This window comes from Rhodanobacter umsongensis (assembly GCF_042654965.1).
GTDB classification, from domain to species: domain Bacteria; phylum Pseudomonadota; class Gammaproteobacteria; order Xanthomonadales; family Rhodanobacteraceae; genus Rhodanobacter; species Rhodanobacter umsongensis.
Genome location: NZ_JBHSMK010000003.1, coordinates 123081 through 136216 on the forward strand (window position 1 = coordinate 123081; position 13136 = coordinate 136216).

General features: G+C 65.1%; 11 protein-coding genes. 7 read left to right on the top strand and 4 right to left on the bottom strand.

All coding sequences use genetic code 11. The features are described from left to right. Window positions 1-11: 11 nt before the first annotated feature. The gene (locus ACFPME_RS05870) at window positions 12-266 is read right to left on the bottom strand and encodes a hypothetical protein (RefSeq protein WP_377303067.1); all 255 of its coding nucleotides are present in this window, start codon (window positions 264-266) and stop codon (window positions 12-14) included. Window positions 267-495: 229 nt separating this feature from the next. Here ACFPME_RS05870 and ACFPME_RS05875 point away from each other — a divergent pair, with 229 nt between their 5' ends. The 5 genes from ACFPME_RS05875 to ACFPME_RS05895 all read left to right on the top strand — a co-directional run bounded on the left by ACFPME_RS05875 (window position 496) and on the right by ACFPME_RS05895 (window position 4770). Beyond that, window positions 496-1356: a helix-turn-helix transcriptional regulator gene (locus tag ACFPME_RS05875; protein WP_377303069.1), complete on the top strand. Its 861-nt coding sequence runs from the start codon at window positions 496-498 to the stop codon at window positions 1354-1356. A 151-nt stretch (window positions 1357-1507) separates the two neighbouring features. After that, entirely contained in the window at window positions 1508-2374 is an 867-nt protein-coding gene (locus ACFPME_RS05880; protein WP_377303647.1) for an MBL fold metallo-hydrolase, read from the top strand. A gap of 52 nt (window positions 2375-2426) precedes the next feature. Further along, window positions 2427-3284 (top strand): EamA family transporter, encoded by an 858-nt coding sequence (locus ACFPME_RS05885; protein WP_377303071.1) that lies wholly within the window; start codon window positions 2427-2429, stop codon window positions 3282-3284. Between the two features lie 282 nt (window positions 3285-3566). After that, window positions 3567-3797, top strand: coding sequence for a helix-turn-helix domain-containing protein (locus ACFPME_RS05890; protein WP_377303073.1), 231 nt, complete (start codon window positions 3567-3569; stop codon window positions 3795-3797). Further along, a complete protein-coding gene (locus ACFPME_RS05895) occupies window positions 3778-4770 on the top strand; it encodes a hypothetical protein (protein ID WP_377303075.1) in 993 nt (330 codons plus the stop codon). The genes ACFPME_RS05890 and ACFPME_RS05895 overlap by 20 nt, the downstream gene beginning before the upstream one ends. A gap of 12 nt (window positions 4771-4782) precedes the next feature. Here ACFPME_RS05895 and dcm read toward each other — a convergent pair whose 3' ends face one another. The 3 genes from dcm to ACFPME_RS05910 form a co-directional block, all read right to left on the bottom strand. After that, window positions 4783-6177 (bottom strand): DNA cytosine methyltransferase, encoded by a 1395-nt coding sequence (gene dcm / locus ACFPME_RS05900; protein WP_377303077.1) that lies wholly within the window; start codon window positions 6175-6177, stop codon window positions 4783-4785. An 84-nt stretch (window positions 6178-6261) separates the two neighbouring features. Further along, window positions 6262-7311 carry a LacI family DNA-binding transcriptional regulator gene (locus tag ACFPME_RS05905; protein ID WP_377303649.1) on the bottom strand — a complete coding sequence of 350 codons (1050 nt, stop codon included), beginning with the start codon at window positions 7309-7311 and terminating at the stop codon, window positions 6262-6264. 67 nt (window positions 7312-7378) lie between these two features. Beyond that, window positions 7379-8686 (bottom strand): sugar MFS transporter, encoded by a 1308-nt coding sequence (locus ACFPME_RS05910; protein WP_377303079.1) that lies wholly within the window; start codon window positions 8684-8686, stop codon window positions 7379-7381. A 473-nt stretch (window positions 8687-9159) separates the two neighbouring features. On the opposite strand from ACFPME_RS05910, the gene glk reads away from it, so the two are divergent. Together glk and ACFPME_RS05920 are read left to right on the top strand one after the other, a co-directional pair. After that, window positions 9160-10212 (top strand): glucokinase, encoded by a 1053-nt coding sequence (gene glk, locus ACFPME_RS05915; RefSeq protein ID WP_377303081.1) that lies wholly within the window; start codon window positions 9160-9162, stop codon window positions 10210-10212. 104 nt (window positions 10213-10316) lie between these two features. Next, complete coding sequence (locus ACFPME_RS05920; protein ID WP_377303083.1) at window positions 10317-13061, top strand: TonB-dependent receptor; 2745 nt, start codon at window positions 10317-10319, stop codon at window positions 13059-13061. Window positions 13062-13136: the final 75 nt, after the last annotated feature.

Below are 13136 nucleotides of genomic sequence, written 5' to 3' on the forward strand. Positions count from 1 at the left end.
GGCAAATGGTGTCAGGCGGCGCGCATCCGATGGGCCTGCAGTTCGTCGTGCACCAGCGCCTGCAGCGCCGGATCGCGGATCACGAAGAGGTCGAACACGCCCAGCGCCAGCAGGGTCGGCAATTGCGCCAGCAGGCGTGGCTCGGCTTCGAGCCGCATCGATTCCGGAGTGGCCGGGTCCAGCATCAACTGGGCGTTCACCACGAAATCGGTGAGCGCGTCGGTGCGCGACGCATGGACAGGGGTGGGGATGGGGAGCAACGACATGTCGATCTCCTGTAGGGATTGATGCAAGGACGTCAGCGCACGGCGCGCTGTGACAGACAGTTGCGGTACGGCCGCTGGGAGATGCGCCGCGGATGGCCTGGACCGCATGGCTGGCGTCACGGTCACGGGCGGACGCATGACTTGGGGGACAGGCAACAATAGGTGGGTCCCGCTAGCATGGGAAGGCAGTCCCCACTGCTGGTACTCCCACTACCACCCGGCCATGTCCATGAGCACCTCCATGCAACGCACCGAGCTGAAGGCCTTTCTGCGCGCGCGCCGCGCCGCGCTCGCGCCAGAGGCGGCGGGCCTGCCGCGCGGACCGCGCCGGCTGACGCCGGGCCTGCGTCGCGAAGAAGTCGCGGCGCTGGCCCGGGTCGGCGTCACCTGGTACACGTGGCTGGAGCAGGGCCGCGCGATCAACGTGTCGGCCGCGGCGCTGACCCGGATCGCGCGTGCGCTGGCGCTGTCGCCGACCGACGAGGCCTACCTGTTCGCCTTGATGGGGCTGACCCGCACCGACGTACCGGAGCAGCACTTCAATCTGCCGCCGGTGATGCACGAGGTGCTGCGGCTGTACCAGGCCCCGGCCTTCGTGCTGGACACGGTGTTCAACGTGCTGGCCTGGAACCGCATGGCCGAACGCCTGTACGACTTCGGCGATTTCGGTGGGCCGTTCGCCGACAACCACCTGTGGAATGCCTTCATGAACCCGGCGCGGCGGCAGCTCTATCCGGATTTCGAGAACGGCGCGCTGAACCTGCTCGGCATATTCCGCATGAACCAGGCGGCGCATCCGGAAGACCCGCGCTTCCAGCTGCTGATCGAGGCGCTGAACACGGCCAGCCCCGAGTTCGTGGAGCTGTGGCAGCGCTGCCATACCGCGCCATTGAGTGCGGTCACGGTGCCGTTCTTCCACCCCGAATTCGGCGACCTCAGCATCCATTCGATGCGCCTGCCGATCCGCGACAGCGACCATGTCGACCGCGCCACCGCGTTCTTCTTCGCACCGGCGAACGCCGCCACCGCCGCAAGCTTCGCGCGCGTCGCCCGTCGCCTTGCCGCGGAGCGGTCGGCGCAGTCGGCATGACGCAGCCGGTGGACGCAGGGGCGATAATCAGCGTTCGAACGTGCAGAACCGAAACCACGGACTCCCGCGCAGGTGCCTTGTACGGGGTGGTCAAGCGGCGCTTCGGCGCTGATGGCTGCGTTCCTTCCTCGATCGGCGGAGAACCATGACGATGCAACACCCCGAGGTGCAGGCGTTCTTCGACGAGGTCAGCCACACCTTCAGCTATGTGGCATGGGATCCGGCCACCAGCAAGGCGGCGGTGCTGGACAGCGTGCTCGATTATGACGCCGCCTCCGGGCGCACCCGTCACAGCTCGGCCGATGCGCTGATCGCGTTCGTGCGCGCGCGGGGCCTTGGCGTGGATTGGGTGATCGACACCCACGTGCACGCCGACCACCTGTCGGCGGCGCCGTACGTGCAGGCGCAAGTCGGCGGCCGGCTCGGTATCGGCGAACACATCCGCGAGGTGCAGGATACGTTCGGCCGGCTGTTCAACGCCGGTGAGGACTTCCGCCGCGACGGCAGCCAGTTCGACCACCTGTTCCAGGACGGCGAGCGCTACATGATCGGCGGCATCGAAGCCGTGGCGATGCACACGCCCGGCCACACGCCGGCGTGCATGACCCATCTCATCGGCGACGCGGCCTTCGTCGGCGATACCTTGTTCATGCCTGACTACGGCACCGCGCGTTGCGACTTTCCCGGCGGCGATGCGCGCATGTTGTACCGCTCGATCCAGCGCATCTTTGCATTGCCCGAGCAAACCCGGATATTCCTCTGCCACGACTACAAGACGGCGGATCGCCACGAATTCCTGCACGAAACCTCGGTCGCTGCCGAGCGCCGCGACAACATCCACCTGCGCGGCGGCGTCGGCGAGGACGAGTTCGTGCGCATGCGCAACGCGCGCGATGCCACCCTGGCGATGCCGGCGCTGATCCTGCCGGCGGTGCAGGTGAACATGCGCGCGGGCCAGTTGCCGCCAGCCGAGGACAACGGCGTGCGCTACCTGAAGATTCCGCTGGATGCATTTTGAGGGGGCCGCTTCGCCGCGACCGCGTCACGGCCTGCCGCCGGCGGAGTGATCGATGATCTACGTGCTGCTCAGCGTGGTGTGCAGCGTGCTGCTATCGGTGCTGCTGAAGCTGGCGCGCCGTTTCGAGATCGACGTGGGCCAGGCGATCGCCTGGAACTACGTGGCGACCAGTGCGCTGACCGCCTTGCTGCTGCAGCCCACGCCGGCGGGCCTGAGCGAACCTGGCGTGCCATGGCTGGCGCTGGCCGCGCTGGGCATCCTGCTGCCGACGATCTTCCTGGCGCTGGCCGCGTCGGTGCGCCATGCCGGCATCGTGCGCAGCGATGCGGCGCAACGATTGTCGCTGCTGCTGTCGCTGTTGGCCGCGTTCGCCCTGTTCGGCGAGCAGCTCAGCGCATTCAAGGCGGTCGGCATCACGCTCGGCCTGCTCGCCCTGCCGTGCATGGTCTGGCGCAGCGGACAGCCAACGGCGGCCCGCGGCGCGGCCGGCTGGCTGTACCCGCTGCTGGTGTTCGGCGGCTTTGGCATGATCGACATCCTGTTCAAGCGCGTGGCGCTGGCCGGCGTGCCGCTGGGCGCCTCGCTGCAGGCGATGTTCGCGCTGGCCCTGCTGGTGGCGTTCGCACTGCAGCTGTGGCGGCGCCTGCAGGGGCGAACCCGCTTCACCGCGCGCAGCGCGCTGGGCGGCGTGCTGCTGGGCCTGGTCAACTTCGGCAACATCCTGTTCTACCTGCGCGCCCATCGCGCGCTGCCGCAGCATCCGGCGCTGGTGTTCGCCAGCATGAACCTCGGCGTGGTGGCGCTGGGCGCGCTGGTCGGCATGCTGCTGTTCCGCGAGCGGCTGAGTCGACTGAATCTTGGCGGCGTGCTGCTGGCGCTGCTGGCGATCGCGGTGATTGGCTGGAAGTAAGGGCGAAAGCACTGTTCAGCGAAGTCCACCCTTGAAAGACTGCCTACTGGTCGCTGGAAACTCCGAACACCGTTGTCTCGAGGCCGGAGATCGAAATCTATAGCAGCAGGCAGCACGCGCTGCCGCAACCCGTGCGGCTTTTGCCAGCCGTACCCTGATCGAAGTATTACTGCCTCGCTGGCGTTTGAATGAGCGAAGATCCCGCCGGATCGCTTCCGACTTTCGGCAATGTGACGAACTGTCCGTAGACGCATCGTCTACGAAATATTCGAATCGAGGGCTATGCCGAAGTCACTACTTCCTCTTGGCAGGGCTATAAAGCAACGCAGGGATGCTCTTGGCTTATCGCAAGAATCGCTCGCCGAGCAATGTGGCTTTGACCGCACGTACATCAGCATGCTTGAGAGAGGGCGGCGTAATCCGTCGTTTCTGAATCTCCTGAGATTGGCTGATGGACTGAAGACTTCGGTGGCCCAACTCACCGAGGTTTACGATGGCCCTTCCACCGATTAACGAAGCGCACGCGCTGCAGATCCAGGCTGGAGCAACGGGACGCCATAGCGGCCATGCTTTCGAGAACGCCCTGGTCGGGGCCATCAACGGCTTCCGGTATCCGATCCAGGTCGTCGGTTCGGCGGTTCCCCACCTGTCGACCGGTGATCCTGCGCTTTCGTTGCTGAAATACATCGCGAACCGATTGCACCTCACATCCATTCAGCGAGCGTCTGCGGTTTCCACAGGCTCCCTCGCTACCTCGGAGATGGGCAAGCGATGGCTCGTCGTGAATGGTGTGACAGTGTCGCGCTGCAAGAGCGATCTGATCGTCACGTTGCACCCGGTGCATGGAGCTCCGATCACCGTGGGGGTATCGATCAAGCAGTGCAACAACCGCGCACCTACCAATGCCCAGCTCTACTTCACTACCGCGCGGGGCTTCGTGAACCTTCTGAGGAACAACCAGGTACCCATTTCCGACCAGGCGCTCCATGCCCTGCGCCAGTTCTGCGGTGACGACGGGTTCAGGCCGTCGAACAATGCCTTGCTGAGCGCGGTAAGAAAGGTAGACCCACGGCGGTACTTCTGGGAAGAAACCGATGACGTCGGGCTAAAGGAATGGAGCCGCATCTTCACGACGCACCAGGACAAAATCACCAGATTGTTGCTGCAGAAAGCCTACATGGACGATCCATTCGTTCCCGACTTTCTCCTGCACAAAACGAAGTCGGCGCCCTCATGGAATACCACCGAGACGGCCATCTATTCCATGGAAGAACTCATTGTGTTGAGCAGGCGCTACCAAGGCTTCGCGACCCGATCGTACTCGGTGCGGAAAGGGTCATATCGAGACCCTGCGGGCGTCGAGCATCTGGCGCCGCGGTTCGGCATCGTCCAGATGCAGCGCGGTGGCCAGACACAGCATCCCGAACAGCTCCAATTCAATCTTGAGGCGGGGTATTTCTACAAGATCCAGGGACGCTCCGAATAGACCAGGACGTAGTCAAAGCATGCGCCGGACATGCATGGCGATGGCCCGTGCAAGCAGTGGCGGAACGGCGTTGCCGATGCCGGTGCGAATGCAGCCCAGGGTTCCGCCAAACCGATAGGTGTCCGGAAAAGACTGGAGTCTTGCCGCCTCGCGAATGGTAAGCGCCCTGGTGGCGACGGGGTGCACATTCCGGCATCCGGAGATCATGCCGAAGGTCGTTTGTACCGTCGCGGCCGGTTCGTTCCAGACTTGCCGCTTGTAAGTGGTGTTGTAGCCGGAGGGCGGGCGCATCTGCGGGTCGCTGTTGTCGTGCGCGCTCGATCCCTCGGGCACATCCCACAGCCACTCGATGACATGCGAGGGATGGCTGACCGCCTCGTGCAGCGAGTCGCTGGATCTGCCGCCGGATTCAAGGTACGCCAGATCGGAACAGGCATCGGCAAATGTCCGCCATGCCAGCTTGCCGGGAAACAGGCCTCCGCCAGAACCATGCGTGGCCGCAGGCATCGACGGATGGCCGGGCAGATCATTGCGCACGGCGACGAACAGCACGCGTTCGCGATGTTGCGGAACGCCGTAGTCCTTGGCATTCACCTCGAAGAAATCCACCTTGTAGCCGTGTCTGCCGAACTCGGCGCGGATGTCGTCGCGCACCAATCCCCCGGCGGCGTTCCTCATCGAGGTAAGCACGCGGACATTCTCCAGCACGGCCATCTTCGGTCGGAACATGTCGACGAACCGCAGGTAGTGCCTGAACAGCTGGTTCCTGGGGTCGTCCACCTTCCGCTTGCCGGAGAGGCTGAAACCCTGGCAGGGAGGGCCGCCGATGATCACGTCTATGGGGCCGATCTCCGCCGCTCGTGCGGCGAGATCCCCATCACTTATCGCGGTGATGTCCGCGCCGATCTCCACGCCATCGGAAAAATTCTGCCTGTAGATGGCACGCAGCGGTTCTTCACGTTCTACGAAGCCCTTTATCGAGAACCCGGCGGCGGAGAACCCAAGGCTGAAGCCGCCGCATCCTGAAAACAAGCTCAAGGCGGACAGGTCGGCCGTCTTGGGTGCGCAATGCGCGGCATGCAGCTCGCGCAATAAAGCGACATAGCCCGGGTTGCCGCGGGTCGGCTTCGCCTTGGCGACGCGCGCGGCCAGCATGGGCGGTTCGCTGTAGCAGCGCTCGCGGTAGCGCTTGGTGCGCGTGGATACCGCCATCACCTGATCGCTATCGCGTATCGCGTCGAGCGTCACCGCCAGGTCCGGTGCCGCCAGCGCGACCTTGCCCAGTTCGAAGGCCGACAGCAGATGCTGGGAGACGCCGGAAATCTCCGCCAGCTTCGCCTGGGAGAGGCCGAGTCGTTCACGCCGTTGGCGGAGCTGTGCACCCGTAGTCATGCGGTCGATTGTCACTGGTGTCTGGATCGAGTCAAGGCGGATCCCGGCGCCAACCCGCGAATCCGCTACCTGGCGAGTAGGTGCGCAATACGGAGCCGATCAGCGTTTCGATGGCGTTTTATGTCGCGGCGCGGTCGAGCCGCGCACCACCAGTTCCGGGCTGAAGCCTTCGTTGATGCTGCTCACCGGCTCGCCATTGGCGACGCGCTGCAGGTCGCCGATCAGTCGCTGCGCGGCGTGCTGGGCGATCTCCTCGGTGGCCTGGCGCGCAGTGGTCAGCGCAGGCCAGGACTGCTTGGAGAACGGGCTGTCCTCGAAGCCGGCGATCGACAATTCGTACGGCACGTTGATGCCGTCCGAATGCGCGGCGGCCAGCACGCCGGCGGCGATCTCGTCGTTCGAGCCGAAGATCGCGCTGGGCCGGTCCTTCAACGCCAGCAGCTTGCGGGCGCCGCGGAAGCCGTCGTCGAAGGTGTAGTCGCCGGGAACGATCAGCTTGCGATCAAGGGCGATGCCGTAGTCCTTCAGCGCGTCCTCATAACCCTGATACCGCTCCAGACTGGAGCGGTGCTCGCGTCCGCCCCACAGGAACCCGATGCGCTGGTGGCCGAGCTGGATCAGGTGTTCGGTGATCGCGTAGGCGGCGTCGCGGTCGTCCACGTAGACGCACGGCGAACCGTCCTGCGGATCCTTGCGCGCCGAGATGATCCGGATGAACGGGATCTTCGCCTCGCTCAGCGCGCGGATCAGCGCCGGCTGTTCGGACATCGGCGGCGCCAGCACCAGCCCGGCCACGCGCGAGCGGCGCACCAGTTCGCGCAGTTCGTCGGCCAGTGTCGGCGAGGACGAATCGCACGGGTGGATCTGCAGGCCGAAGCCGCTGCTGCGGCACGCCGCCAGCACGCCACGCTGCAGGTTGATGATGTAGTGCGCGTTGGGATTGTCGTAGACCAGGCCGATCGCATAGGCGCGGGTGCTGCGCAGGCTGCGTGCGGAAGGGTCGGGCTGGTAGCCGAGCGCATCGATCTCGCGCTGCACCTTCGCGCGCGTGCGCGCATGCACCGACGGCTCGTTGTTGATCACGCGCGATACCGTCTTCAGCGAAACGCCGGCCCGTTCTGCAACATCTTTGATGGTGGCGCTGCGCAACCGCTGAACCTCGGGCATCGTGATCGTGGCACCGCGCGGAAACGCGCGGCGGGTTGCGCATCGTAACTTATGGGGTGCTCGCCGCGGCGCGGCCGCGTGGGACCTGGCCGGTGCGGTGGCCGGCCAGGCCGTAGTAAAGGATGTACAGGTAGCACGGCACCGTCACGCACAGGAAGGCCAGCTGGAAGTCGACCGCCTGCTTCAGGTGCACGAACACCTGCGGGATCAGCGCGCCGCCCACGATGCCCATGATCAGCAGCGCCGACGCGGCCTCCGTATGCCGGCCCAGACCCTTGATCGCCAGCGGGAAGATGGCCGGCCACATCATCGCGTTGGCGAACCCGAGCGCAGCCACGAAGGCCACCGACGCATAGCCATGCGTGACGAACGCGCCGCCGGCGAACAGTACGCCGAGCACCGCCGACACGGCCAGGTAGTGCTGCTGCGAGATGAAACGCGGGATCACCAGCAGGCCCGCCACGTAGCCCAGCAGCATCCCCAGCATGGTGTACGAAGTGAAATGCCTGGTCGCTTCCAGCGGCAGGCCGAAACCCTGGCCGTAGATGCCGATGGCATCGCCCGCCATCACCTCCACGCCCACGTACACGAACAGGCACAGCACGCCCAGCCACAGGTGCGGAAACGTGAAGATGCTGCGGCCGGTGTGACCGATCGCGTGCTCGTCATTCGCCCCGGCCGGCTTGATTTCCGGCAGCGACGAGCGCACGACCCAGATCGCCAGCAGCACGAGCAGGGCGGCCATCACCATGTAAGGCCAGTACACGCGTGCGGCGAAGCTGTTGAGCAGCACGTCGCGCGCCGCCGCGGTAGGCGCCGCCTTCACCTGCTGATCGAGCGTGTCGATGCCGTTCAACACCAGTGCGCCGAACACGAACGGCGCCAGTGCGCCGGCCACCTTGTTGCAGATGCCCATGAAAGCGATGCGCTGCGCCGCGCTGTCGATCGGTCCGAGAATGCTGATGTAGGGATTCGAGGCGGTCTGCAGCAGCGACAGGCCGGCGCCGATCACGAACAGGCCGACCAGCGCCCCATGGTAGATGCGGATATTGATGAACTCGCCGAACACGACCGCGCCGACCGCCATCACGAACAGGCCCAGCGCCATGCCCTTCTTCATGCCGGTGCGCCGCAGCACCATCGACGATGGCAGCGCCAGCACGAAGTACGACACATAGAACGCGACCGGTATCAGAAACGCGCTGACGTCATCGAGATTGAAGGCCAGCTTGACGAAGATCGTCAGCGGCCCGTTGAGCCAGGTGACGAAGCCGAAGATGAAGAACAGCAGGCCGATGATCAGCATCGGGCCAAGGTTGGTGCGTTCGGACGGCGCTGCCGCCAGCGTGGTTGCCATGGTCTCTTCTCCCCGGAGTCCGACCGTACCGCACCGGCCGAATGACCGGGACAGACAGGAATGTCTCTTTATTCGCCGGAAAGTGCAACCGTTGTCATTTCCCTTCCCAGAAAGCCGTGATGAGGCTGACTGCCGCAGCCGTCCGGATGGCCAAACAAGGCCCCCGTTTGCGCACTGCGGCAAGCGCCACGGCCACCGCGCAAATGGGCGCGAGAGCCAAACTACAGGCTGTTCAATGCGAGATGTCCGGCCATTTGTCGGTTTGTCCTGGCAACTATGTTGCAACGCCATATCCGACTCCCCGGAAGCCGTTCCATTCGATTTGACAACGATGTCATTTTGAACGCAGACTCCGCCGGAATCAGGCCGCCCGGCCAGCAGCGAATGCTGCCGCGCGGCACGGGTGATGCCGGCCACGGGAGAACGGAGTGGGGGAAGCCGCCAACCAGCGTCATGCAGCGGAGCCGTCGACGATGGCTCTGGCCGCGGCGTCGATGTCGACCGGGTCGACCGGGCCGGGGCGGGATCAGCCGTTCCTGGCGGCCGACGTGGGCGGCACGCATGCGCGCATCGGGCTGGTCGTCGGCAGCACTGCCGGCAGGCGTCCGGTCAGCGTACTGCACTACCACCGCTACGGCTGCGCGGACTGGTCCAGCCTCACCGCGATGCTGCAGGATTTCGTCGGTCAACTGGAGCACACGCCGCATGCGGCGATGCGCGGCCAGTTGCGCCATTGCGCGGTGGCCTGCGCCGGCTACGTGCTGGACGACGCGATCATCAACGAGAACCTGCCCTGGCCGGTGTCGATCCGCGATATTCGCGACGGCCTCGGCATCCAGCGGCTGGCGGTGATCAACGATTTCGAAGCGGTGGCCTACGCGACCCAGTTCATCGACACCGGCGAGACCCGCCCGGTCATCGAGGCCACCGCGCCGGCTGCGCCCGGGCCGGTGCTGGTGATGGGGCCGGGCACCGGGCTGGGTTCGGCGGTGTTGCTGCCCGGCCAGCCGCGCGCGCAGGTGCTGGCTACCGAAGCCGGGCAGATTTCGCTGGCGCCGGGCAACGAGCGCGAGATCGAGATCCTGCGGCTGTTCCGCCGCGATCGCCCGCACGTGTCGTTCGAGGATGCGTTGTCCGGGCCCGGCCTGCTGAAGCTCTATCGCGCGCTGTGCGAATTGCGCGGCGGCCCGGCGCGACTGCTGACGCCGGCCGAAATCACCGGCGCCGCACTGGCCGCCAGCGAGGTGGCGGCCGTCGAGGCGCTACACGTGTTCTGCGGTTTGCTCGGCAGCTTCGTCGGCGATCTGGTGCTGCTGTACGGCGCCCGCGGCGGCGTCTATCTGGCCGGCGGCATCCTGCCGCGGATCCAGCCGTTCCTGCTGGCCAGCAGCTTCGCCGAGCGCTACTTCAACAAGGGCGTGATGCGCGCCTATCTGCAACAGGTTCCGGTACGACTGATCGAGCACGGCCAGCTTGGTGTCATTGGCGCCGCAGGCTGGTTTCTGGATGAGCGGCAGGGAGAGTGAGATGACCGCCATCCAGTGACACGGCGCCAAGCCAGCCACAACACAAGTCCACGGCCGTCGCCATGACGGTCCTGATTCGAGCCAGCCTCTGAGGGGAGGACATCATGAACTACCGCAAGACACTATTAGCCGCCAGCATCATCACCAGCCTGTGCGTTTCCGGCGCGCTGTATGCGCAGGACACGACGCAGTCCGGTTCGACCGGCCAGGCCGGCCAGCCGGCCAGGAAAGATGTCAAGCAGCTGGGCACGGTCATGGTCACCGGCATCCGCGACAGCGAGGCGGAATCGCTAGCGCTGAAGAAGGATGCCGCCTCGCACATCGAGGTCGTCACCGCCGAAGACATCGGCAAGCTGCCGGCCAAGAACGTGGCCGACACGCTGCAGCGGTTGCCGGGCGTCAACATCAGCTCCGCCAGCGCCAGCGAGGGCGGTTTCGACGAAAGCGACCGCGTGAGCCTGCGCGGCACCAATCCCAGCATGACCCAGACCCTGGTCAACGGGCATACCGTGGGCACCGGCGACTGGTTCGTGCTGAGCCAGGTCACCACGGTCGGCCGCAGCGTCAGCTACAGCCTGTTGCCGGCGGAGATCGTCAGCGAAGTCGTGGTGCACAAGACCTCCGAGGCCAAGATCCAGGAAGGCGGCGCGGCCGGTTCGGTGGACATCATCACGCGCAAGCCGCTGGAGTTTGCCAAGAACATCACCGCCGAAGGTTCGGTGGGCGGCGTCTACGCGGATCTGCCGGGCAACACCAAGCCGCAGTTCAGCGGCCTGTTCAACTGGAAGAACGACGCCAACAACTTCGGCGTGATGGTGCAGGCCTTCTACGAGAAGCGCAGCCTGCAGCGCAATGGCCAGGAGCTGGTGGGCGGCTACGTGCCGATTGCCGCCACCGATGCAGTGGCGGTGGCGCACCCCGACCTGGCCGGCGTCTATTACCCGCAGGAAATCGGCGCCACGCTGTTCACGCAGACGCGCACACGCAAGGGCGGTGCGGTCGATGTGGAGTTCAAGCCCACCGACAACCTGACCCTGAACCTCAACGCCTTCTATACCAAGCTCAAGGCCGACAACTACAACCGCAACTACATGTTGTGGACCAGCCAGTTCATCAACCAGGGCGGGCTGCAGCCGGGCTACACCGTGAAGAACGGCGTGCTCACCAACGCCTCGTTCGGCCAGGTGGCCGGCAACACCAATCCATCCATCGTCTACGACCAGATCTCGCGTCCGGGCGCGGCCTCCAGCTCCGGCTACGTGAGCCTCGACGCCGACTGGCGTGTCACCGACCAGCTCTCCTTCAGAGGCCAGGTCGGCACCACCGAGGGCAAGGGTTCCAGCCCGGAACAGAACGTGCTCGAACTCGGCGCCAACGCCGGTGCCCCCGCCAGCTGGAACATCAACGGCAGCGGCAAGCCCACCGACTGGTCCGTGGGCGGGTCGAACAGCACGCCTTCGGGCATTCTGCCGTCGTTCGGCTGGATCTTCGGCGGCCAGGGCATCAAGACGAAGGACAAGGAAAACTGGGGCCAGCTCGATGGCGAGCTGGACTTCGATGGCGGTTCGCTCTCGTCGCTGGAGTTCGGTGTGCGCTACGCCGACCACACGCGCGAAAATCCGTTCGAGGTTGCCCAGGGCCCGTCCGGCGACTGGACCAACCTGGCCAACTATCCGGCGACTTACGGCAACTACCCGGGCGATTTCGGAAGCAGCCTGGGAGGCTCGTTCCCTGGCAACATCTGGTACTACTCGCCGGCCCAGCTGGCCGCGTTCGATGCGCGATTCACCAACCGCGATCCGGTGAGCCGCTTCTATTTCAACGACGTCTACAAGGTCAACGAGAAGGACAGCGCCGCGTACATGCAGCTGAACTTCGCCGGTGAAGGCTGGAGCGGCAACCTGGGCGTGCGCTACGTCCAGACCAAGCAGAACATCGGCTACACCAGCACCAATCCCGATCCGGGTGCGACCACCTCCACCGGTCCGATCGTGGGCTCGGCCTTCGGCAACTACTACTGGAACACGTACAAGAACAAGTACTCCAAGTTCCTGCCCAGCGGCAACCTGAAGTTCGACATCACCGATCAGCTGGTGGCCCGCATCGCCGCCTCGCAGACGATGACCCGGCCGGACTATTCCGCGCTGGCCGGCTTCGTGTCCCTCAACGATCTGACGCTGGCCGGCAGCGGCGGCAACCCGAAGCTCAAGCCGCTGATCTCCAGCAACTTCGACGCGGCGCTGGAATGGTACTTCGCCCCACGCGGTCTGCTGTCCGCCGGCGTGTACAAGATGACCCTGAAGGACTACGTCAACTTCAGCAACGAGTTCCAGACCTACAAGAACATCCAGGCCAGCACCAATGCCGGCACGGACGTCTTCAGTACCTATACGGTGAGCGTGCCATCCAACACCAATGGCCAGGTGAAGGGCGTGGAGCTCAACTACATCCAGCCGATCGGCAAGAACTTCGGCGTGTCCGCGAACTACACCTACGCCAGCGGCAGCGCGACCGGCGACAAGCCGCTGCAGGGCACCTCGAAGACGACCGCCAACGCGTCCGCCTTCTTCGAGAACGACCGCTTCAACGCGCGCGTGAGCTATACCTACCGCTCGTCGTTCTATGCCGGCGTGGCCCGTGCGGACACGTTCTACCAGGCGGGCGTAGGCAACCTCGCGGCATCGTTCGGCTACAACATCAACGAGTGGATGGCGGTGTCGTTCGACGCGATGAACCTCAACAACCCTAAGCTGAAGTACTACACAAAGACCGACGCGATCGGCAAGCAGCCGTACTACTTCTACGACAACGGTCGCCAGTACTACGTCAACCTCCGCTTCAAGTTCTGACCCGTTTCATCCCGACGCAGCCATGGACGGCTGCGCACTCTCCCCTTCCGGGCCCGAGCAACCGTTTTCGGGCCC

Bases quoted from the DNA above. Each gene is read 5' to 3' on its own strand.
- ACFPME_RS05880 (WP_377303647.1), top strand. From the start codon at position 1,508: ATGCAACACCCCGAGGTGCAGGCGTTCTTCGACGAGGTCAGCCACACC.
- ACFPME_RS05920 (WP_377303083.1), top strand. From the start codon at position 10,317: ATGAACTACCGCAAGACACTATTAGCCGCCAGCATCATCACCAGCCTG.
- glk (WP_377303081.1), top strand. From the start codon at position 9,160: ATGGCTCTGGCCGCGGCGTCGATGTCGACCGGGTCGACCGGGCCGGGG.
- ACFPME_RS05875 (WP_377303069.1), top strand. From the start codon at position 496: ATGAGCACCTCCATGCAACGCACCGAGCTGAAGGCCTTTCTGCGCGCG.
- ACFPME_RS05885 (WP_377303071.1), top strand. From the start codon at position 2,427: ATGATCTACGTGCTGCTCAGCGTGGTGTGCAGCGTGCTGCTATCGGTG.
- ACFPME_RS05890 (WP_377303073.1), top strand. From the start codon at position 3,567: ATGCCGAAGTCACTACTTCCTCTTGGCAGGGCTATAAAGCAACGCAGG.
- ACFPME_RS05910 (WP_377303079.1), bottom strand. From the start codon at position 8,686: ATGGCAACCACGCTGGCGGCAGCGCCGTCCGAACGCACCAACCTTGGC.
- ACFPME_RS05870 (WP_377303067.1), bottom strand. From the start codon at position 266: ATGTCGTTGCTCCCCATCCCCACCCCTGTCCATGCGTCGCGCACCGAC.
- ACFPME_RS05895 (WP_377303075.1), top strand. From the start codon at position 3,778: ATGGCCCTTCCACCGATTAACGAAGCGCACGCGCTGCAGATCCAGGCT.